The following is a 20363-nucleotide window of genomic DNA, read 5'->3' as shown; positions in this document are numbered from 1 at the left end:
GTGTAGAGGTCTCAGCCGTTGGCTTTGTCGAGCCAGGTGATCTTGGTTGTGGGGTCGAGCGGCGGTCGTTCAGGGACGGCGCCGGAGGTGGAACAGGTGCCGGTGTACAGCCAGCCGAGCAGTTGCTCACCGTCGGCGAGGCCGAGGTACTTGCGGACCTGGGGCGCATGCACGCCCGCACCAGTACGCCAGATCGAACCCCAGCCGTGGCTGTGCAGGAGCAGCGACAGTGTCGTCACCATAGCGGTGGTGGCGGCCAGTTGTGCCCAGTCCGGGACCTTCGGGTGGTCGGGAAAGGGGCAGTGCACGATCGACAGGAGCAGGGGCGCGCGATGAGGCTTCGCGGCGGCGCGGCGGGCCTGCTCTGGTGAGGTGGCGGCTTCGCCGAGCGCGTCCCCGAGTCGGGCCCGCTCGTCTCCGGACACTGGGACCAGCCGCCAGGGCCGCAGTCGTCCGTGGTCGGGTGCGGTGGCCGCGGCCTGGACGAGGCGCTCCAGTTCGTCGCGGTCTGGCGCAGGCTCGGTCAGGCGGGCGGCAGTGCGCCGGCTGAGGACCGCTTTGAGGACCGGGTTCGGCGGCGGGGTCATCCGGCGACCCCCTTGGCGGTGTCGTGCTGCGGATCCGCAGCCGGGTTCGGTGGGGCCATCCGCGGGTCGTCGCCGGCAACGCGCTTGAGTACCGGGGCGGTGGCGGCCGTGGTGATGACGGTCATGATCACCAGGAGGGTGAACAGCGGCTCGGTGATGACGCCGATCTGGAGGCCGATGCCGAGCACGACGAGCTCGCTCAGGCCCCGGCAGTTCATGAGCGTGCCGACCGCAGCCGACCAGCGCCAGTCGGTGCCGGTGAGCCGGGCTGCGCCGGCCGCCCCGCCCCACTTGCCGATGACGGCGACCGCGAGGATCGCTGGTCCCCAGCCCCACTGTCCGGCCGACAGTGTGGAGAAGTCGGTGTGCAGCCCGGTGTCGACGAAGAACAGCGGCAGCAGGAGCGGCAGGACGACGGCGCGGATGCGGGCGGCGCTGCGCTCGATGACCAGGAGGCCGCGGGGTGCGGCGGCGCCGAACAGGAAGGCCCCGAAAGCCGGGTGCACGCCGATCTGGTCGGTGGTGTAGGCGCTGAGGCACAGTCCGGCGAAGAGCAGGACCAGGACGAGGTCGTCGGAGGTGCGTCCGGCACGCTTGAGCAGGGCGTGCAGCACGGGCCGCAGGAGAGCGAGGCCGACTGCAAAAGCGGCGGTCAGGGCGAGGGTGGTCAGGGCCGACAGGACGGTGCCGGAGGTGGACAGGGCGACGGCGGCGGTGAGCAGGCACCAGGCGAGGGCGTCGTCGGTGGCGGCGCAGGCCAGGGCGAAGGTTCCCAGGGGCGTTGTCTCCAGGCCGCGGTCGGCGAGGATCCGCGCGAGAACTGGGAAGGCGGTGATGCTCAGGGCGACGGCGACGAACAGGGTGAACGGCAGCTGGCCGACCCCGGGGGGCGCGAAGTGCGGGTAGAGGGCCGAGGCCAGGCCAGCGCCGAGGGCCATGGGGAGCAGGACACCGCTGAGGCTGACGGCGACGACCGCGCCTCGGGTGGTACCCAGGGAGCGGAGATCGAGTTCCAGGCCTATGAGGAAGAGGAACGCCAAGAGGCCGAGGTTGCCCATCGCGGAAGTGATGGGCAGGACCGCGGGCGGAAGAAGGTGGTGCTGGACGCTGGGGGCGAGCCAGCCGAGCAGCGAGGGGCCGAGCAGGATCCCGGCCAGGATCTCGCCGATGACCGGCGGCTGGCCGAGCAGCCTGACGGCGCGGCCGCCGGCCTGGCAGGCGAGGACCACGACCGGGACAGCGAGGAGCAAGGGCAGCAGCGGGTCGGACACGGCAGCTCCAGGAGTCGGGGACGTATGGCCGCGCGGGGGCCGCGGCGGCCGGGCGAAGTGGAGCGGATCAGGCGCGGGTCAGCGGCAGGGTGGTGCAGCGCAGGGAGCCGGGGATCCGGGTGACCTCTGAGTAGTCGACGGTGAGGACCTCGAGCCCGCGCGCCGTCAGCTGCGCGGCGATGCGGTCGCTGCCCGCGGCGACGACCACGGTGCCTGGCGCGATCGCCAAGACGTTGGCCTGGACGGCCCGGGCCTCGTTGTCGCTGACGTCGACCAGGTCGAAGTGCTGCTCGAACCAGCGCAGTTGGCCGGGCGGGAAGGCGCCGCGGTGGATGAGCGCGGTGTCGGGGGCGACGATGGTGAAGTGGTCGTCGAGGTGGACGATGCCGTCGACGGCGAAGCGGACCGGGCGGACCTCGCGTTCGACGCCGTGTTGGGCCAGTGCCCGCTGCAGTGCCCGGACGCCGGTGGGGGACGTCTCCTCGCCGAGGCCGACCAGGACCATGCCGGTGTGCAGCATGACGTCACCGCCCTCGATGGTGCCCTGGTCCAGGTGGACGACATGGAGAACGTCGGCAAGGAGCGGGGCGAGCGCGTCGGCCTCGGGAAGGCGGTGTTCGGAGTTCAGGCGCGCCATGACGAGGACGTGGTCGATGACGACGGCGATGTCGCGGGGGTAGTGCTGGACCGAGCAGCCCGGCGCCTCGTCGAGGAGGGTCACCTTCGTGTCGCGGCTGCGCAGCAGGTGGATCAGGGTGTCCTGCTGGGCGCGGACGGTGGCTGGGGTGTACGGCCTCCAGGTGCTGGTGGCCTTCTGGCGGGCCAGGACGGGATGGACGTCGGGGCCGTCGAGGTCGGGGGTGACGTCGCCGGCGTAGCGCATGGCGACGTGGCGCAGGGTGCCGTATTCGCTGGTGGCATGCGGGGTGAGCACGATGAGTCCTCCTGGGACTGATGCTGGACGGGTCGGACGGCGAAGCCGGACGCGGCGCAGACGGTCCCAGGCTGGACGGGGTCCGGGGGCCGGCAGGTCAGGCCGCCGGCCCCCGGAGGTCTCGCGTGCGTCAGCCGACGGGACTGTTCTGGGTGTCCGGGACCTGGGGCAGCCAGTGCACGGAGTTGTCGCGGAAGGACTGGTTGACCGGGACGAGGTCGGGACCGGTGGTGTCGTCCAGGGCCGTGACGACGATGCCGAGCTCCGGGACGTCGCTGTCGATCGCCGCGAGGCGGCTGCCGCAGTTGGGGCAGAAGCCACGCTTGGCCTCGCCCTCGAACGTCTCGAACCAGGTCGGCTCGCTCTCGCCGGTCCAGGTGACATCGTCCGGGGCGAAGCCGGCCCACCACATCATCGGCCCGCCGCCGAGCTTCTGGCAGTGCGGACAGCTGCACGTGTGCGGGTAGACGGCCTTGCCCTTGACGGTGAAGCGGATCCGTCCGCACAGGCATCCGCCGGAGCGCCCCTGGGCTGCGGCGACGATGTCGGGGGTGGCGTTCATCAGTTCATCTCCCGGGCGCGGTGGGCGAGTTGAGCCCACCAGTGTGTCATCCCCTCGGCAATCGTCAGGAAGCCGTCGAGGGCCTGCGGCAGGTCGATGTGGAAGAGTTCACTCTCCTTGATGAACCTCGCCAGGCCCTCGATATGAGCGGCCTCGACGCTGAGGCCGCCGACCTGGGCGGCCTCGTGCTCGTCGTCGAGGTGGAGCTCGTAGTAGTAGTGCAGGGCCTTCAGCTCGCTGCCGCTGCGCTGGATGGTCAGCTCGCCGTAGCGGTTGGTGATGTCCCGCAGGATCTCGGTCTCGGCGATGGCCACGGCCTCGGTCGCGTAGTAGGCGCCGGCGATGTGGCTGGGCATGTGCGAGCCGACCATCCACTGGTGCAGGTTGACCAGTGTCTCGGTCTCGGGGGCGGGGACGTGGCCGTTGACCAGGAGCCCGAGGTCGGACAGGAGCGCGTTGGTGTAGAGCACGTAGTGCGCGGGCACTTTGCCGCGCTCGCCGCCCTCCTCCAGATGGTTGCGGCGCAGCTCGTGCGCGAGCTCGGGGCAGAAGCCCTCCACGCCGGTGGCGGCCGCCTTGAGGAACTGGGCGTTGTAGCGGGCGAACACCGAGAGTTCCTCGATGTACATGCGGGCCTGGGCTTCGTTGAGCTCGGCGGCGCCGACTTGGTCGGCGATCTTCCCGTAGACCCAGTCGATCATCGGGGACAGATGCGCCGTGACCAGGGCGTTGCCGGAGGTGAACCGGCCGAGCAGAGTGCCGTGGACGGCGCTCTGCGTCTCGGGGTTCGTCTTGAGGTAGGCGTGGATGAGGCTGTTGTCGGGGGTCATGCGTCGGTGTCCTCCGTGTCGGCGGAGCGGGGGGTCAGGTGCAGGCCGCCGGTGGCTCCCAGGGCCCGGACGGCCGTGAGGAGTTCCTGGTTGTCGGGCAGGACGATCGTGGCGCCGTCGTTGAGCGCGGATACGGTGTCCCGGTCCAGGGCCGCGACGTCGAGGGCGATGCCCGTCTGGTGGCCGCGCAGCAGGACGGATTCGACGCTGTCGTGGATGGTGGTCACCTGGTAAGGGGCGATCAGGGTGATCTCGGCGCCGGGCGTGACCTGCTGGGGGTCGAAGGCGTCTGCGGCTTCCTGGCGGGCGAGGTCGCCCTCGACCAGCTCCCAGCCTCCGTTGCTGCGCAGCGTGGCCCACCGCTGTTCGGCGTGCTCGCGGGCCTCCCCGCGGACTCGACCGGTGGCGACGTGCAGCAGGGATGTGCCGACGGCGGCCAGGCGCTCGGCGACGGCACCGGGTCCCGCGGCCGAGTCCGCCATCTCGGAGGGTTCGTTGAGCGGATCGTCGGGCCCGTCACCGGCCAGCTGGGCGAGGACGTCCGGGATGATGCGGCTCTGCAGGATCTGCGCGTACGGGTAGGTGTAGAGCGGCATGGCCACCGAGACGGAGAACGTCTCCTGGGTGCCTACGTGGAAGACCCGGCGGGGCAGGAACAGCGCGTCGCCCGGCTCCAGCAGGAAGTGCTCGGCCTGCTCCAGCAGCGCCTGGTAGTCACCGAAGGTGGGCTCCTTGCCACCGGTGAGCTTCTCGTACTGCTCGGCGGGCCAGCAGTAGAAGTTCTTGGCGTTGGGGCCGAGATGGACGAGGAAGGCGTCCTCGTAACCCTCGTGGATTCCGAAGGCGGTGCCGGCGTAGTTGCCAGCGAAGGCGACTTGTTCGGCGCCGCCCAGCGGCAGACCCCACCCGTCGATGAGGCTCTTCAGGAAGGTGCCGAGGCCGGCGGCCAGGGTGGGGCTGACCGTCTCGAGGTTGTTGATGACCAGGCTGAACCGGTCGGCGCCAACGAGGTCCTGCATCCACGGCACGAAGGCATTGGCGTCCCCGCTCCAGGCGGTGGCGGTCAGCGCTTTGGGGAGGAGGTCGTCGCGACGTTCCTTGCCGACGTAGACGCGCGCGTGCGCCTTGATGTCGGCGCCGGCGGCATGGGCCCGGCGGATGATCTCGAACCCCGCCAGGACGTCCTCCGCGGTGGCCGCGATGGCGGGGATGATTCCCTTGAACAGGTAGGGCGTGGTCCGGGCGGCGGTGTGCTCGGGGAACGTGCCGGTCCAGAAGGCATGGTCGGGCGGCCAGGCGTAGGTGTTCATTTGGGATCTCCTGACGGTCAGGCAGGCTGACGTGATCGGGGTTGCGAGGGAGGGGTCCGGGTGGCCGGGCCCCGGGGTCAGATGAGGTAGTCCTCGGGGCCGCCGCGGCGGACGGTGTCCAACGTGAAGCAGTGGAAGCCGCCGCCGAACAGCCGCCGGTGCCGGTGGCGGACCGGGACGACGGTGAATCCGCGGCGCTCCAGGACGTCGATCAGTTCGGGGTAGAGGGAGTTGACGATGACGGTGTCCTCGTCGACGGACAGGAGGTTGATGTCCATGTACCGGCTGCCGATGGGGATGACGAAGCCAAGGTCGGTGTAGTCCGGGAAGTTGATGTCGTCGGCCTCGGGGGCGTAAATCACATCCCAGGACTGCATGGCCTCGGGCAGATACTTCAGGTACTCCGGGGAGCGCAGCAGCATCAGGCCCGGGCGCAACGGGACCAGGACGCTGTCGATGTGGTTGTCGGCCATGGCGTCCAGACGGTGGAACCGCAGGTCGCGCAAGTTGTCCCGGAGCCAGCGCAGGGCGAGTTCGTGGTTGTGGTTGGCGACGTTGACCAGGACGTCGCGGCCCAGCCGCATGCACTGCGCGCCGTCGAAAACCATCTCCAGGCCCAGGCCTTCGATCGCGCCGGCTGTCTCGCCGTCGGTGGCGCGGGCGATGTCGAGACCCTGGCGGGTGAAGTAGCCGGTGTCGAGGGAGTCGCGGGCCAGGGCGGGCCGGGGCATGGTCAGCCAGTTCGCGCCCCCGGCCTCGTAGTAGCGGTAGAAGACCGGCTTGAGCAGGTCGTTCTCGAAAATCCGGGCGCGCACGTGGGGCGCGGTCTCCACGATGGTCTTGCCGAGGATGATGCTCTGGTCGCGGACGTTGAGCGGCGGGGTGGCCCGTGCGTCCCAGTGCGGAGAGCGGATGCCGACGTCCTTGCCGGGCGCTGCTGGGCGCAGGACGTTCACCCCGCACTCGGTCAGGGCGTCGTCCAGGCCGGCGATGTCCTCGTTGAGCTCGTCGACGAGCTGCGCGGGGATCGGCAGGAGCTCCTCCCCCGACGGGCTGGCGTGCCGGCCGAGGTCGGGAGCGACATTGTCGTAGAAGAACAGCCGCCACGAGGTGTCGGTGTGGTGGTCGGTGTAATGCTCAGCGCGCCCGAGGACGGCCTCGTTGAGTCGCGTGAACTCGTCGTAGCTGTTCAGGGCCGGTGGAGGGGCAGAGATGGGCTGGGGCATGGTGGGCCGCCTCCTCGGCGGCGGGCGACGGCACTCCCGTCCTGGCGCGCGTGCGCCCCGGAGAGTCGGTGCCGTGCGGGTTCGATGGGCGGGCTCGGGGTGGGTCAGGCGGCCGAGGCGTGCTGGTGCGGGGTGCAGGCGGCGCTGGGGGCGGCGTTCAGCCGGGTGATGATGTCCTCGATCACGCACGGCTGGTCGGGGGTGGAGCACCGGCGGAAGAAGTAGCCGGAGCACCAGGGCACTTCGCCCCAACGCGGCAGGTGCTGGGAGGTCAGGGTGCGGGCCTCGGGCAGGCGCCGCCAGGGGATCTGCGGGCACCAGTGGTGGATGGGGTGGAACATGTCATCGAGGTGGCCGCCGAGCAGGTGCCGGGTGAGCCAGTGGGAGGACCAGCCGCGGGTCTGCAGGAGGACATCGTCGTTCTCGATCAGGCCAGCGTGGTTGCCGAGATCGGTGATCCAGGTGACGACGGGCCGCACCAGGACAAGGGGGAGCAGCCAGTAGAGCAGGAGGTAGGGAACGCCGCCCACGGGCCACAGCACGGCGACGACGCCCGCCCACAGCACGGCCCGGGCGGCGAGTGCCCGCATGGTCTCCCCCGGCGCGCGGGTGACCAGGGTCAGCACGGCGGTCTTCGGCAGCCGCCACAGGGCGTTGCGCACGATGACTCGCAGGACGAACGCGCGGCGAGTGGGCGCCCGGCCGGCGGCACGGATGTTGCCGGCGCGGTAGGACTGGAACATCGGGTCGTCGTCGGAGCCGAGCTTGGCGTGGTGCACGTAGTGGCTACTGCGGTACGGCTCGAAGCTCTCGCCGAGCAGGCCGGTCAAGAGGTAGCCGATGAGCCGGTTGCCGCGGCGGGTGGCCATGAGCTTGGAGTGCACGCACTCGTGTCCGAGGTTGGACAGGTGGCGCTGGCGCACGCCGATGTAGCAGACGGCGAGCAGTGGGCCGACGCCGTGGCCGATGATGTGGCCGACGATCGCCGCGGCGGCGATCGCGGTGAGGTCGCAGGCGACGTCCCGCAGGCCGATGGTCGGGCGTCCGCAGAGCCTCTCCAGGTCGGCGATGAGCCGCTGCCCGAGAGCCTTGCGTACGGGGCCGGAGGCCCCGGTGCCGTTGCGGGTCCTGCCGGCGGCAGGGCTGCCCATCAGGTCCTCCAGTCGATGCGGTGCGGGCGGGGGTGTGCCGGGCTCCGGCACGCCCGCGGGCGGGCAGCGGACTGTCGAGGCTGCCGTTAGCGGGCGCGCCGGAGCACGACGAAGGGTGGTTCAGCCGCAGGTCAGGCGGCGATGAGAGCGCTGTCCGGGCGCATGCCGGACTTCAGGTCGGCGGCGTCGGGGCGCATGCCGAGCTTCAGCTCCGGGGCGTCCGGGCGCATGCCGGCCTTCAGGCTGGCGGCGTCGGGACGCATCCCCAACTTCAGCACGGGGGCGTCGGGGCGCATGCCGAGCTTCAGATCGGAGGCGTCCGGGCGCATGCCGGCCTTCAGGCCGGTGTCCGGGGTTATTCCGGCGGTAGCGATCATAGAAGTTCTCCCTCTTCGGTCGCGGATGACCCGCGAGTCCGTGTGATCGGGCGATGGAGCTGCCGGGCCGAAGTCGGGTGAGGTGTTGAACGTCGGCTCGGCACGCCGGGGGCGCAGGCGCACGCCGGTGGAGAAGGTCGCGCCGGAGCACGTCCTCTCCATCCGTGGAGCGATGCGTGGCACGGTCGCGCTGGGCGCTTGGCCAGTCACGCTAGGGCTGCGCCGGAGAGAGCCGCAACGGCTCTGAGCGTTGCGCCGGTTGCACGGGACCGTTGCGTGACCGTTGCGCACACACGTCAACTGAGCTGCGGAAACGCGGAAGTCTGCTCCTGAACGAGCGGCAGATCGAGCCCGTCGGACGCTGCGGGGCCGGTGGAAGGGGTTCTGCTGCTCGCGTCGCCGCGGCTAGCTTGTGGCCCCGCCAAGGAGCCGCGCACGAGGTCCCGTGGCGCCCGGCTTCCCTCCATCTGCCGTCGGAAACACCGACCTTGAGGAGCACACGTGCTCAATGCCCTCGTCATGAAATCCGACCTGCTGTTCAGCCTGCGCGACACGCTCCGCGCGGAGACCTTCGTCGAGGTGGTCACCCCGACGATGCGCAAGGCCGACCTCGGCACGGGACGCCGTCTCCCGGTCGACCTCGACGGGGGGCGGTTCCTGCGGGCGATGATCGGCCCGGCCCTGCGGGTGAACATGGAGCACCACCGGCGGGTCTTCGAGATCGGTCCGTGCTTCCGGCCCGAGAAGCCGGACGAGTTGCACGCGTCCGAGTTCCAGATGCTCGACCTCTACGCAGCCGACGAGGACTTCGAGTTCCTGTTCGCGCTGGCCGAGAAGCTGATCGTTCCACACATCCGCTACACCCCCCAGCGGGTCTCCGTCGCCGGCCACATCCGCGACCGGTTCGGCATCGACCTGCACCATGAGCCCCTCGGTGATCTGCCCCTGCGGATGGCCGCCCACCTGAACCTGGGTGCCGATATGCCGTTCAAGACGGTGCTCGGGCTGTTCGTGGAGGGCGAGCTGGAGACCCAGAGCACGGACGCCGCGCTGTTCCTGACCGAGTATCCGGTCGGCGGGGACGAGCCGTGCGCCCGCCTCACTCCGGGCACGGCAGCGGTCCTCAACCGGTTCGAGCTCGTGGTCGACGGCATCGAGGTCGTTCACGGCTACGAGGATGAGCCCGACCAGGCCGCCTTCGTTCAGCGGGCCCGCGCGGTGGACCTGTACGACGACGAGCAGGCCCTGGCGTGGAAGGCGATCGACGCCGGCCTCGTGCCGGCCGGCAGCGTCGGGCTCGGCATCGGCATCGAGCGGCTGTGCATGGCCGCCACCGGCATCAAGGACATCAGCGTCTTCCAGCAGTCGGCCCAGTTCTGACCGCCATCACCGTCCGGAAAGGAGCCGCGATGTCCTTGTCGCTGCGCCCGCTCGACGACAGCGGCTTCGGCGCAGTCGTCGACTGCAACCTCGAGAGCGACGCCGAAGACCTAGCGCCCCAACTGGCGCGAGCTCTGCACGAGCACCGGCTGCTGGTCGTGCCCCGGCAGCACCTGACCCACGCCGATCTCCTGACGGTCGCCTCCTGTTTCGGAACAGTGGACACGAGCGTTGACCGCCGGTACGCCGTCGGCGGCTTTCCCGGGCTGACCGTCATCAGCAACATCGTCGAGGGCGGCAAGCACGTCGGCATCTACGACGGGGACGACGAGGAAGAGTGGCACGCCGACAACAGCTTCAAGCCAGAGCTGACCGCCGCGACGCTGCTGTATTCGGTCATCACCCCCGAGCTGGGTGGTGAGACGCGCTTCGCCGACGCTACCCGCGCCTACGCCGACCTCCACCCGGCGGTACAGCAGCGGATCGAGGGGATGCGCGCAGTGCACTCCATCCAGCAGCTCGGCGCGTTACAAAGCCAGGCCAGCGGCGGGCAGTCGTCGGTCGCGGCCGGGAGCCTGGCCGGCCATGCGGAAGTCGAGCACCCGCTCGTCCTGACCCATCCGGTCACCGGAGCCCGCTCGTTGCTGCTCGGCTCCATGGTGATCCGGTGCGTCACCGGACTCTCCGAGGAGGCCAGCCGCGCCCTGATCGACGAGCTGCTGGAGCACACGACCAGCGCGCCGTACCTCTACAGCCACCGCTGGAGTCAGGGTGATCTCGTCGTGTGGGACAACCTCGCCACCCTTCACACTGCCTCCCCGTGCGACAGTTCCCGCCAGTCCCGACTGCTGTATCGCGCCGCTGTTCGACAGCCCGCAGCTTCCAGTGGCTCCGCCGGATGACCGGCGGCGAGAACACGCGGTCTGCGTCTGTCGCCAGCCCTAGGGTTTGCCCATGACCGTGAAGGCCGTGAAGGTGCCCCAGAAGGAATCCGCCCTCAACCTCGAGCGCATCACCCAGATCGGAGGCCAAGTACACGCAGTGTGCCCGGCGTTCGACGCTGGCGCCTTCGTGCGGGACGTGATGTCCGACCTGCCCAGGCTGGAGCTGAAAGATCGTATTGCTCGCACCAGCGAGGCCCTGCACACCCACCTTCCGGTCACTGGCTTCGAAGCCCTCGACGTACTGTTGCGCTCGCTGCCGCCGACTCCCGAAGCCGCCGGCGTGACGAACGATTTTGGGTGGCATACCTACTCGCCGCACTCCGACTTTCTCGCCCGCTACCTGCGCAGCGGCGAGTACCTGGACCAAGCCCTCGACGCCCTCGCGCGCTTCACCCGGTACTTCTCGGCAGAGGTCGCCGTGCGAGATTTTCTCAACGACTTCCCTGACGAGACGATGAAGGCTGTCGACGCCTGGTCTCGCGACGAGGACCACCGAACCCGGCGGCTCGCGAGTGAAGCCACCCGCCCCCTCCTGCCTTGTGCGCCCCGCATCTCCCTGCCCGCCGATGTAGCGCTGCCTGTTCTCGAACGTCTCTACGCCGACTCCAGCACCTACGTCCGGACCTCTGTCGCCAACCACCTCCACGACCTCGCCGACACGCAGCCCGAACTCGTCCTGACCACCCTGAGGCGGTGGAAGGACACCCACAGCGCCACCGACAAGCACTTCGCGTTCATCGCCCGGACCGCCCTGCGGAGCAAACTCAAGAAGGGCTGGCCGGACGCCTACGCCTTCCTCGGCTACCCGCATGACGCACCGGTCGAGCTGACACCACTCGTCCTGGAGCGCACCGAGCTTGTCGACGGCGACGTGCTCAGCTTCTCCGCCGCTCTCACCGCCACCGTGGCTGTCCCGGTGCATGTGATGTTCGTGATTTCCACCACGACGCCCACCGGCAAGCCGCGCGAGAAGGTCTACTTCCTCAACCGCAACACCGTCCAGCCCGACCGGCCGCTCCCTCTGGCCAAGCCGCACAAGCTGCGTTCGACGGCCACCACGAAGATCACTCCCGGCCCGTACACCCTCGCGATCCAGGTCAACGGCCGCCGCTTTCCCGCCGTTCCGTTCACGGTTGTCCCAGCATGATCCGCGACCGGCCTCCTACCTGATCTACCGCTCTTCACCAGGGCCGTGCCTCATCCTCGCCACGGCCCGGTCAGCCATGCCCCACACCGGGATCCCAGCCCGCACGGCAATCCCCCGAAGGAGTGACCCGACCGCGTCGAACAAATTTCAATGCCCGCGCCGCACCCTGCCCACCCCAACGGCCCGATCAGAATGTGCGTTCACGAAATGAGCCGTGGCGGAGCCCGATCCGACGCGTTCTTAGAGCACTAGTGCCACTTCACCGCCCAGATGGAGGAACGTCATGAATCCCGCACCCACTCCTGTGCATCAGCCCTCTGGAAGCGAACGACGGCCTGCCCTCGTGACGGTGCGCCGTGTTGACGACACCCGCTGCTCAGCACGTCTGGATACGGGGTGGGCGGCATGAGTGAGTCGGCCGATGAAAACGCCGAGACTGTCCCGGGGCCCGGCCCGCCCCCCTTCCGCATCGGAGTCGGCGGACCGTACGAGTGTGCGGAAGCGTAGGGCCGCGCCACCTGGATCGGGACATGCACGACTGGACCCAGGACGGCCGCCAGCTAAACAGTTGGTACCCCGATCTCGGTTACCCGGAGCGTTCGAAGCTCAACGCCCCCGCCCGTCGCGCCCGGGAGGACGCCCTGGCGACCGCGCTCGCCGACCAGGGCGGCCTCCTGTTAGATCGGGCGAATCATCGCCGTGAGAATCGGTGACTCGGGGGAGGGTCGGCTGATGCCGATGCTCTGATACCCCCACGACTCGTACAGTCGCTGCACTTTGCCGTCGCCGGCGGCCGGGTTCACCATCAGCGACACGTACCTCGCCGTGACGTTCTCAGCGAGCAGCGCGTCGTGCATGCGCTTGCTCGTGCCGGTCTTCCGCCACGGCACGCATACGCCCAACTCCTTCAGGGCCACGGCCGGATGCTGCGTATAGGCGCTGGATGGAGCGGGGGTGATGCGTTTCCACCAGCGGTTGTCGGCTTCGATGATGTTGCTGTAGGCGTAGCCGACCGGCTGTCCGTCTGGCGTGTAGGCGAGCACGGCGGCCCAACCAGGATCACTACCGTGCCGGTCCAACCGCTCGGTGAACGCGGGGAGCGCGTAGTTGGGCAGGTGCAACAGCTCCGCTCGTACGTCGCTGTAGACCGCGATCACGTCGTCTCGGACCGGGTTCAGCTCGGTGAAAGAGCGCAGGGTGGTGGCGTGTGCGGTCGTCATGCAGCGCTCTCCCAGGTGGTGCGGGCGTATTCACTCCAGGTCTCGGCCGTGACACTGCGTGGGGCGACCTCTGTGAGCCGCGCGCCGAAGTCTCGCAGCATCAGGGCGACGCGTGGATGCTGGATGGCTGCGTCGATCGAGACGGACATGGCGGTGTTCACAGCGCATTCCAGGGCCCCCTGTTCGAGCTGGGCGTGGGCGAGTCGGGTCGTGGTGATGGCCTTCGAGCGGCGCATGTGAGGCCGTAGTCCCGCAAGACAGCGGTAGGCGTGGTACTCGGCTTTGTCGTGCTGGCCCAGTGCCAGGTAGGCGGACAGGGCGAGCGAGTCCAGTTCGGCCTGGTCGTAGAAGGCGTTCAACCAGACGGGCCGGTGCACGCCGGGGTTGGCGCGGTCCATGGCGCTCTGTGCCTCGTCGTAGGCCCGCTGAGTAGCCGCGTTGTCTCCTGCAGCGCCGTGGATGGCCATCTGCCGGGCCAGGCCCAGGGAGGCGAACATCGGGTCACGGCGGTTGATGTGCAGCCCGCGGGCGACGTTGTTGGCGGCCAGGGCCTGCGTGGGGCGCCCCATGTGCCGGTACATGGTGCCCGCGTGACTCCAGATCCTGAACTTGATCGCCGGATCGCCTGCCATTTCCGCCAGGGCCTGCGCCTCGCGCATGTGCACCGCCGCATCGTCGAAGCGGCGGCCGTCGATGGCGGCCCACATTGCCGAGGACCGGAAGGCGGCCGCGCATCCGTACAGGTACCCGCGTACGCGCTGCGTGGCGTGGCCGGATTCCTGGAGGGCGAGGGCGCGGTCCGCCAGTGCGGCGGCTTCCTGCTCGATGCCGAGCTGACCGCCGTAGCGGTGATCGCTGGCGATGACCTCGGCGAACCGCCGTTGCAGGCGTTCTACATCGCTCATCCCGATGCGGTGGGGAGCGCTGCTCGCCGGAGCGGCCGCGGTGTTGGTGAGGGCGGATGCGGTCACGCCCGAGACGAACGAGCGGCGTTTCATGGGGTCCTCCTGCGGTGGAGCCGGGGTCTGTGCAGTGCGACCCCGCGGCACGAACCCTAAGGCGGTGGCCGGTAACCCGGTTACCTGCTCCAGGGCCGCACGCGTGGCTGACTTCGGCCACCGGACCCGCCCTGCCTTCCAGTCCCGGACCGAAGAGCCGTCGTGGCCCCCGACCCTCCCGGTGAGTTCGCCGACGGCCTGATTCACCGCATCTGCCAGGAGGTTGGAGCTATATCCGTGCTCGGTCATCCACGCTTTGAGCGCCGCATTGTCCGTGGGCGTCATGCACGAACCGTAGCGCCGTCAGGGTCGACGGTCAGGCAAACGAGACGTCAAATCCCCCTAGGGAAGACAGGGGTTCTGCCCCTCAACCGTCCTAACCACGTGACCGAAGCGGGAGTTAGCTGACTGAACGCGAGCAAGCAGGCGGTGCGTGAAGTTCCTTTCGCTCGCTCCCTCCTGCTCCTCAGAGGACGTGATGACGACGACAGCCGTACTGGTGCCTCGCGCGGCCCACCGCCGCAGCGGGGATGTGATGGACGAGCGACTCAAGGTCGCCCCCCGTGAAGGCCATGCTCCGCCCAGCGCCGAGGACGCCGTCCGGGTAGGCGTCATGCGGCGCATCGCCGGCGCCCGGCTCAGGTACTGCGGGCTGGAGGCCATGTCGGACGACGTGATGCTGATCGTCTCGGAGCTGCTCACCAACGCGATACAGCACAGCGGCACCACGGAGATCAGCCTGAGCATCGCCGTCAGGGGCAGCTGCTTGCGCATCGCGGTCCGTGACGGAATGCCGGGCGCCGTGCAGCCCCAGCACCCGGATGACACCGCCGAGTCGGGCCGGGGTCTTCTTCTGGTGGGTCACCTGGTGCACGCGAACGGCGGCCGGTGGGGCATCAGCGATGCCGGAGCCATCACCTGGTGCTGCCTCCCGCTGCCGGCAGGAGAGCAGCCATGACGACATCCACCGCCGACGCTGTCTGACTGCGCCCGGCTCTCGCCCCGAAGGACGAGTTAGCCGCGCACGCCGTCATCGCGCGCATGCTCTGCCCCAGCCCCCCCACCTCTTGAAGGCCCACGACATGACCACGCTCACTGCCCGCCCGGCCCCCTCCACGCCGCCGGTGCGTCGTAGGACCCCTGACCCAGGCCCAACGGCCGTCGTCCACGGATCCGGCGCTCACGCTGGGGCCTGCTGATGTCGGACGTTGAGCCGCAGTATCACCCTGCGGGTTTTGACCAGGAGTTACGCGCGGCGCTGGAGGAGGTGCGCGCGGGCCGCTGGCGGGCGATGGGTGACCTGCTGGCTACGACGGATTCGTGGGAGTTGCGGACAGCGCGAAGCCAAGTGCTGGCTGCGGCCGCTGCGCAGGGAGATGCAGTTGAGGCGTGGGGCCGGGAAGTACTTGATCACAACTGGCTGATGATGTGGGCCCGGGTGCTCGTGCAGCGTGCTATCAACGCCCACCGCGCCAAGGAACGCCATGCTGCTGCGCTAGCGGACAAGGCGCGGGCCGCTTGCCGGGCAGCGACCCGCTACTGGCCTGCGGACCCGGTTCCGTGGGTGGCGCAACTGGCGCTGGCTCAGGTCGATGACGTTCAGCTGCATTGGCGGCGTCCCGAACATCGGCTGCCGTCTGCGGAGCCGCTCTTACCGCACGGGCCGTGGGGGCTGCTGGCCGAGGTCTGCCAACGTCACCCCGACAACCGGGAGGGCTGGCACCGCATGCTCCAGGCCCTGACCGCCTATGGGGAGGACGTCACCGACTTCGGCCGGTGGGTGGCCTCCCGGGCTCCGCAGGGATCCCCGCTCGCCGTGCTGCCGCTGTACGTCTACGCCCAGGTCTGCTGGCGGAGGCAGCGCGCCGGGGCAGGAACCGCGATGTATTGGACCACCGATCCGGTCTCCTACTACACGAGCCACGCACGCACCTGGTGGTTCAACCACGCGGACCGTGCCACCTGGTCACCCCTTGACCTCAACTACCTGGCTCAAGCAATGCACTCCGGCGGCTTCACCGAGGGGACCGCCCCCGTGTTCGAAGCGATCGGCGAGTGCGCCACCCCGTTGCCGTGGCGGTACGTCGCCGCTGATCCACACCGGTGGCAGGAGGAGTTCCTCCGGGCCCGCCGCCGTCACCTGCGAACTCCCGATCCTCCGGACCCTCCCGACCCTCCGCGCCGTCCGCGGCAAGCAGCACACCGTCGGTAACCCGTCGGTTCCCGCCTCGCCCCCTGTCCGCCACGGCCGTGCCGTGGGTGCCATCCCTGTGAGTCTCTGGAGATACTTCCGTTGTCCCCTTCACGATCCGCCCATTCCCTCACCGACGACGAGACCCTTCGCAGCCTGGGCTACCAGCCCGAATTAGCCCGACGCATGGGTGGGTTCGGCAACTTCGCCCTGTCGTTTTCGATCATCTCGGTGCTGTCCGGGTGCATGACACTCTTCGCCTTCGGGCTCAACACCGGCGGCCCCGCCGTCATGATGTGGGGCTGGGCGTTCGTGGGCCTGATGGTCCTCGCTGTGGGCGCCGCTCTCGCGGAAGTCACTTCCGCCTACCCCGTCTCCGGTGCCCTGTATTTCATGGCCACCAAACTCGGTGGCCCTCGCTGGGGGTACGTCACCGGCTGGTTCAACCTGCTCGGCCTGCTGGGCGGGATGGCCGGCGGCTGCTACGGCATCGCGCTCTTCACCGGGGCCTGGCTCAACCTTCAGTTCGGATTCACCCCCACCCCCGGCAAAACCCTGGGCATCTTCGCCCTCGTCCTCCTGCTGCTCGCCACCCTGAACCTGTTCGGCGTGCGCCTGGTCTCCCTGCTCAACAGCATCAGCGTGTGGTGGCACCTGGGCGGGGTCGCTCTCATCGTCGGCCTGCTGACAATCGTGCCCGACCACCACCAGTCGGCCAGCTTCGTGTTCGGCGAATACACCAACGCAACCGGCTGGGCCAGTCCCCTCTATGTCGGACTGCTCGGCCTCCTGCTCGCTCAGTACACCTTCAGCGGCTACGACGCCTCCGCCCATCTGTCGGAGGAGACCGTGCACGCTCAGGTCGCCGCCTCCCGCGGCATCGTCCGCTCCATCTTCTGGTCATGGATCGTGGGCTGGTTCCTGCTGGCAGGCATGCTATTCGCGATCCAGGACTACGCCGGCACGGTCAGCAGCGGGACCGGTGTCCCGCCGGCACAGATCTTCCTTGACGCGCTCGGAATGTCCGCCGCGAAAGCTCTGCTGCTGGTCGTCATCGTGGCTCAGCTGTTCTGCGCCAACGCCGGGCTGGCCTCGGTGTCCAGGATGGTGTTCGCGTTCTCGCGGGACGGCGTCCTGCCGTTCTCCCGTACGTGGCGGCGGCTCAGTCCCAGGACCAAAACTCCGGTACCCGCGGTGTGGCTCTCGGTTGCTGTGCCGTTCTTGCTGGCGCTTCCCTCGCTCGGCTCCACCACCGCCTACATCGCCATCACGTCGGTCAACGTGGTCGGAATTACCCCGGCGTACGCCATCCCGATCTACCTGCGGCTGCGTGCAGGACGGCACTTCGTACGCGGTCCGTGGCACCTGGGCCGCTGGAGCAGGCCCATCGGCTGGATAGCGGTGGTCTGGGTCGTCTTCGTCACCGTCCTCTTCTGCCTGCCGCCGGTCACCCCCATCACCGTCGACACGTTCAACTACGCACCCGTCGCCCTGCTCGGCGTACTGGCACTCGCCGCCGTGATGTGGGCAGTGCGAGGCCGCCGTACGTACGGCACACGCGAGTACGGCACCGCCGGTGAGCGCGCGCAGATGGAGCAGGACCTCGTATGAGCACCCACTCCCACACGTTCGCCCTGGTCAGCCGCCGCATGCACCAAGCCCGCACGGTGCCCTCGTTGAAGCTGCCGGGCGACATCTGGCCGGCAGCCACCAAGTGCCTCAAGGAGGCGGCGTGATCGTTCATCCGCTCCAGTACAGCCCGCCCCGAGAGACGAGAGAGCAGAACCGTTTCGTGAGCCCCTCGGTCAATCCGGGCCTGATCCCCTTCGTCACCCAAAGGCAGGGGGAGGACGCAGCGCCGGACAACCTCCTGATCTGCCGGCACGCGGCCGGGCCCCGGCTGTACTACGGGGACGAGGACCCCAGGGACCGGCCCCTCCCTCTGCGGGGTGTGCTGTGGGCGCGCTGCGGATTCAATGACACGGACGAGCACGGGCAGCCGACAGGGGCTCCTCTGTGGAAGCTGATGCACCCCTACCGGCAGATGATGACCATGCTCAACCTGCGCTGCCAATTCTGCTCAGGGCCCGCACGGAGTCCTCTGGGTTTCATCTTCCTGGCCGGGCCGAAGGATCAGGACGCCACTCAGCCGACGATCCTCACCAATCAGCCACCCGTGTGCCCACCGCATGCCCTGGCGGCCGCCGCGCTCTGCCCACACCTGGGAAGGGACCCGGTGGTCTTCGTTGCCAGGAGTGTCCCTTTGTATGGGGTCCACGGCGTCCTCTACGGCCTTGACGCGCACGGCAAGGTGGAGGTCGCCGCGACGCCCGACCAGCCGTTGCCCTTTGGGCATCCCAACGTGCCCACCCTGCTCGCCTCGCAGCTCATCCGCCGATTGAGTTCTTTCCGCGTCGTCGACCTGCATGAGCTCACGAAGGAGCTGGCTCCGCACGGCATATAGACCCTGCCTGGTGGCCCGGATGACGTCCGGCGTGACCACCAGGCGGACCTACTCCCGGCGCGGGGGGGAGTAATCACGACCGTCCCCCGCGGCGTGCATCCTCCCCGCGCCGGGTCCCGCTCACGAACAGGAGAGGCGGGGCCGGAACCCTCGGGCTCACCGCATCAGCAACTGTCCCTTTTCATCCGTACGAGGCTGGGGACGTTCACGTGTACGCCGACAGGTGGTGGCTTTCGCGGCATGTCCCCGCCCGGCACCTGCCGCCCTTCGACCCGGCTGATGAGCGACGACGACGGCGAAGTGACCGCGCTCCTGGGGGTGCTGATGCCCTCCTGGCCGGGGACGACACCGGGGGGTTCGATGTCTGAAGAAGAGCAGGAAGAGCGCGGCCGGTTCGCGTTCTTGAACCGTGCTGCATGGCACGCCAGGCCGTCGAACCTCTGGGTGAGGTATCTGCCGAAGCGACTGTCGAGCGAGGCGTTGCTGTCGCCCATCTCGCGGTCGTAATCGTCCGCGACGCGGACGAGGGTGGTGGTGGACCAGGTGGTCACAGCTGAGTTCCTTCCCGGACGGCGCCGCAGTTGAAGCAGAGGTCGGTGGGACGGTCGGGCTGGGCGGCGGTGACGACGCTGCGGACCAGAGCGTCAGTGCCGCAGGCCGGGCACGGATCGACCGGAGGTCGGTCGGGCTGGCTGAACGGATCGCCGGTCGATGGAGGACTACGCCACTCCTGACGGAGTACGTAGGACGCGTAGTCCACTGCTACCTGCCAGGGACCCGGGGTCGAGGGGCAGAAAAGGCACCGGGTGGGGTTACCCACCACCAAGGCCCACTGTCGGCAGTCGGGGCACCGCACGGTGTGGTCCTTCAGCGGTGCGAGTTCGTCCTCCAACCGGTGCATGCGCGCCGCAACGAAGGCCTCGATCCGCCGGAGGCCTGCGCGAATCAATTCCATGTCCCAGTCGGTCTGCTCGCGGTCCGCATCGTCCAGGCGGGGCAGCAGCTCCGCGTGGAGAAAACGGATCAAGAATTCGAGCACCGCCACGGTGCGGGCCTCGATCGTGCCGTCCGCGTCGGTCAGCCCATAGTGCTGGAGCGCGTTGCGTGACTTGGCCAGGGCCAGCAGCTGTTCCTGTTCCTCATCGGTGATGTGCACCCCGACGACGTGGCGGAGCCGCTCCACGGTCTCCTCCGGTCCGCAGCTGACGAAGCTGCCCTGGTCGAACAGGGCGCGGGTCATCTTCTTGTGCGGCCTGGCCCGGGCCAGATCGAGGTTCTGCACGACCAGCGTCCAATGCTCCAGCTGGAGCCGGTACTTCAGCAACACCTCGACTGCAGCTTGCAGGTGCAGCACGGCGTACTTCAGCTTGCGGGGTGTCGCGTCCTCGGGCGCCCGAGGCGCTCCGTGCCTGGGCGGCTTCTCTGTTGCAAGATGCTCGACGACGCTGAGCAGGTAGTCGAGCCCATTCTGCACCGGCGGAAAGTTGACTGGGCCGCCGGGCAAGTCGGCGTCACGCCCCGATTCCTCGTATCTCACGCCCGCTCCCTACCGGTCTCGGTCGCGGCGGCCGCATCGACCCCCGCCTTCATCCACTTCGTCGCCGCGGCGACGGTCGTGAACGTCTTGGCGTCGCTGGCCTTCGCCCAGCCCGGATGCGGCACGGTCCGGCCGGTGACGGAGGCGGTCCGACAAGTCCGGGCGTCCATGGGGGTAGTGGCCTCTCGTTGACAGGACGGTTGGTCGGAAACGGTAGCGCTGGGTACTGACACC

Annotated in this window: 22 protein-coding genes; 8 read left to right on the top strand and 14 right to left on the bottom strand. The window is 69.1% G+C overall.

The window, feature by feature from the left end:
• Window positions 1-11: 11 nt before the first annotated feature.
• The 9 genes from ACFWM2_RS33265 to ACFWM2_RS33225 form a co-directional block, all read right to left on the bottom strand.
• A complete protein-coding gene (locus tag ACFWM2_RS33265; protein WP_383287689.1) occupies window positions 12-587 on the bottom strand; it encodes a nitroreductase in 576 nt (191 codons plus the stop codon).
• Window positions 584-1858, bottom strand: a complete 1275-nt coding sequence (locus ACFWM2_RS33260; protein ID WP_383287687.1) for a cation:proton antiporter — start codon at window positions 1856-1858, stop codon at window positions 584-586. The genes ACFWM2_RS33265 and ACFWM2_RS33260 overlap by 4 nt, the downstream gene beginning before the upstream one ends.
• 67 nt (window positions 1859-1925) lie before the next feature.
• A complete protein-coding gene (locus tag ACFWM2_RS33255; RefSeq protein ID WP_383287685.1) occupies window positions 1926-2792 on the bottom strand; it encodes a dimethylarginine dimethylaminohydrolase family protein in 867 nt (288 codons plus the stop codon).
• 130 nt (window positions 2793-2922) lie between these two features.
• Entirely contained in the window at window positions 2923-3354 is a 432-nt protein-coding gene (locus ACFWM2_RS33250; RefSeq protein WP_383287683.1) for a GFA family protein, read from the bottom strand.
• Window positions 3354-4184: a DUF3865 domain-containing protein gene (locus ACFWM2_RS33245; protein WP_383287681.1), complete on the bottom strand. Its 831-nt coding sequence runs from the start codon at window positions 4182-4184 to the stop codon at window positions 3354-3356. Before ACFWM2_RS33245 ends, ACFWM2_RS33250 begins: the two co-directional genes overlap by 1 nt.
• Window positions 4181-5494 (bottom strand): JmjC domain-containing protein, encoded by a 1314-nt coding sequence (locus ACFWM2_RS33240; protein ID WP_383287679.1) that lies wholly within the window; start codon window positions 5492-5494, stop codon window positions 4181-4183. Before ACFWM2_RS33240 ends, ACFWM2_RS33245 begins: the two co-directional genes overlap by 4 nt.
• Window positions 5495-5571: 77 nt before the next feature.
• A complete protein-coding gene (locus ACFWM2_RS33235; RefSeq protein WP_383287677.1) occupies window positions 5572-6720 on the bottom strand; it encodes an inosamine-phosphate amidinotransferase 1 in 1149 nt (382 codons plus the stop codon).
• Between the two features lie 104 nt (window positions 6721-6824).
• Window positions 6825-7871: a fatty acid desaturase family protein gene (locus tag ACFWM2_RS33230; RefSeq protein WP_383287675.1), complete on the bottom strand. Its 1047-nt coding sequence runs from the start codon at window positions 7869-7871 to the stop codon at window positions 6825-6827.
• A 131-nt stretch (window positions 7872-8002) separates the two neighbouring features.
• Window positions 8003-8248, bottom strand: coding sequence for a hypothetical protein (locus ACFWM2_RS33225; protein WP_383287673.1), 246 nt, complete (start codon window positions 8246-8248; stop codon window positions 8003-8005).
• A gap of 501 nt (window positions 8249-8749) precedes the next feature.
• Here ACFWM2_RS33225 and ACFWM2_RS33220 point away from each other — a divergent pair.
• Genes ACFWM2_RS33220 through ACFWM2_RS33210 form a run of 3 tightly spaced genes read left to right on the top strand, consistent with a single transcriptional unit; the run spans window position 8750 to window position 11719 of the window.
• Window positions 8750-9628, top strand: a complete 879-nt coding sequence (locus ACFWM2_RS33220; protein WP_383287671.1) for an amino acid--tRNA ligase-related protein — start codon at window positions 8750-8752, stop codon at window positions 9626-9628.
• A 29-nt stretch (window positions 9629-9657) separates the two neighbouring features.
• Complete coding sequence (locus ACFWM2_RS33215) at window positions 9658-10530, top strand: TauD/TfdA dioxygenase family protein (protein WP_383287669.1); 873 nt, start codon at window positions 9658-9660, stop codon at window positions 10528-10530.
• Window positions 10531-10582: 52 nt separating this feature from the next.
• A complete protein-coding gene (locus ACFWM2_RS33210) occupies window positions 10583-11719 on the top strand; it encodes a hypothetical protein (RefSeq protein WP_383287667.1) in 1137 nt (378 codons plus the stop codon).
• Between the two features lie 677 nt (window positions 11720-12396).
• On the opposite strand, the gene ACFWM2_RS33205 is transcribed toward ACFWM2_RS33210, so the two are convergent.
• Together ACFWM2_RS33205 and ACFWM2_RS33200 are read right to left on the bottom strand one after the other, a co-directional pair.
• Complete coding sequence (locus tag ACFWM2_RS33205) at window positions 12397-12939, bottom strand: GNAT family N-acetyltransferase (protein ID WP_383287665.1); 543 nt, start codon at window positions 12937-12939, stop codon at window positions 12397-12399.
• On the bottom strand, window positions 12936-13937 hold the full coding sequence (locus ACFWM2_RS33200; RefSeq protein ID WP_383287664.1) for a hypothetical protein: 1002 nt from the start codon (window positions 13935-13937) through the stop codon (window positions 12936-12938). The genes ACFWM2_RS33205 and ACFWM2_RS33200 overlap by 4 nt, the downstream gene beginning before the upstream one ends.
• Before the next feature lie 478 nt (window positions 13938-14415).
• Here ACFWM2_RS33200 and ACFWM2_RS33195 point away from each other — a divergent pair, with 478 nt between their 5' ends.
• From ACFWM2_RS33195 to ACFWM2_RS33175, 5 genes are all read left to right on the top strand, one after another.
• Window positions 14416-14895: an ATP-binding protein gene (locus ACFWM2_RS33195; protein ID WP_383287662.1), complete on the top strand. Its 480-nt coding sequence runs from the start codon at window positions 14416-14418 to the stop codon at window positions 14893-14895.
• Between the two features lie 240 nt (window positions 14896-15135).
• Complete coding sequence (locus tag ACFWM2_RS33190) at window positions 15136-16149, top strand: hypothetical protein (RefSeq protein ID WP_383287660.1); 1014 nt, start codon at window positions 15136-15138, stop codon at window positions 16147-16149.
• Between the two features lie 165 nt (window positions 16150-16314).
• On the top strand, window positions 16315-17739 hold the full coding sequence (locus ACFWM2_RS33185; protein ID WP_383287795.1) for an amino acid permease: 1425 nt from the start codon (window positions 16315-16317) through the stop codon (window positions 17737-17739).
• The gene (locus ACFWM2_RS33180) at window positions 17736-17864 is read left to right on the top strand and encodes a hypothetical protein (RefSeq protein ID WP_383287658.1); all 129 of its coding nucleotides are present in this window, start codon (window positions 17736-17738) and stop codon (window positions 17862-17864) included. Before ACFWM2_RS33185 ends, ACFWM2_RS33180 begins: the two co-directional genes overlap by 4 nt.
• A gap of 56 nt (window positions 17865-17920) precedes the next feature.
• Window positions 17921-18592 (top strand): hypothetical protein, encoded by a 672-nt coding sequence (locus tag ACFWM2_RS33175; RefSeq protein WP_383287656.1) that lies wholly within the window; start codon window positions 17921-17923, stop codon window positions 18590-18592.
• Window positions 18593-18756: 164 nt separating this feature from the next.
• On the opposite strand, the gene ACFWM2_RS33170 is transcribed toward ACFWM2_RS33175, so the two are convergent.
• The 3 genes from ACFWM2_RS33170 to ACFWM2_RS33160 are packed head-to-tail and all read right to left on the bottom strand — an operon-like array spanning window position 18757 to window position 20299.
• Entirely contained in the window at window positions 18757-19143 is a 387-nt protein-coding gene (locus tag ACFWM2_RS33170) for a hypothetical protein (protein ID WP_383287654.1), read from the bottom strand.
• Complete coding sequence (locus tag ACFWM2_RS33165; RefSeq protein WP_383287652.1) at window positions 19140-20129, bottom strand: hypothetical protein; 990 nt, start codon at window positions 20127-20129, stop codon at window positions 19140-19142. Before ACFWM2_RS33165 ends, ACFWM2_RS33170 begins: the two co-directional genes overlap by 4 nt.
• Window positions 20126-20299, bottom strand: a complete 174-nt coding sequence (locus ACFWM2_RS33160) for a hypothetical protein (RefSeq protein WP_383287650.1) — start codon at window positions 20297-20299, stop codon at window positions 20126-20128. Before ACFWM2_RS33160 ends, ACFWM2_RS33165 begins: the two co-directional genes overlap by 4 nt.
• Window positions 20300-20363: the final 64 nt, after the last annotated feature.

The sequence above is a fragment of the Streptomyces sp. NPDC058371 genome (assembly GCF_042723265.1).
Taxonomy (GTDB): Bacteria; Actinomycetota; Actinomycetes; order Streptomycetales; family Streptomycetaceae; genus Streptomyces.
This window is presented reverse-complemented; position numbering and strand designations above follow the sequence as displayed.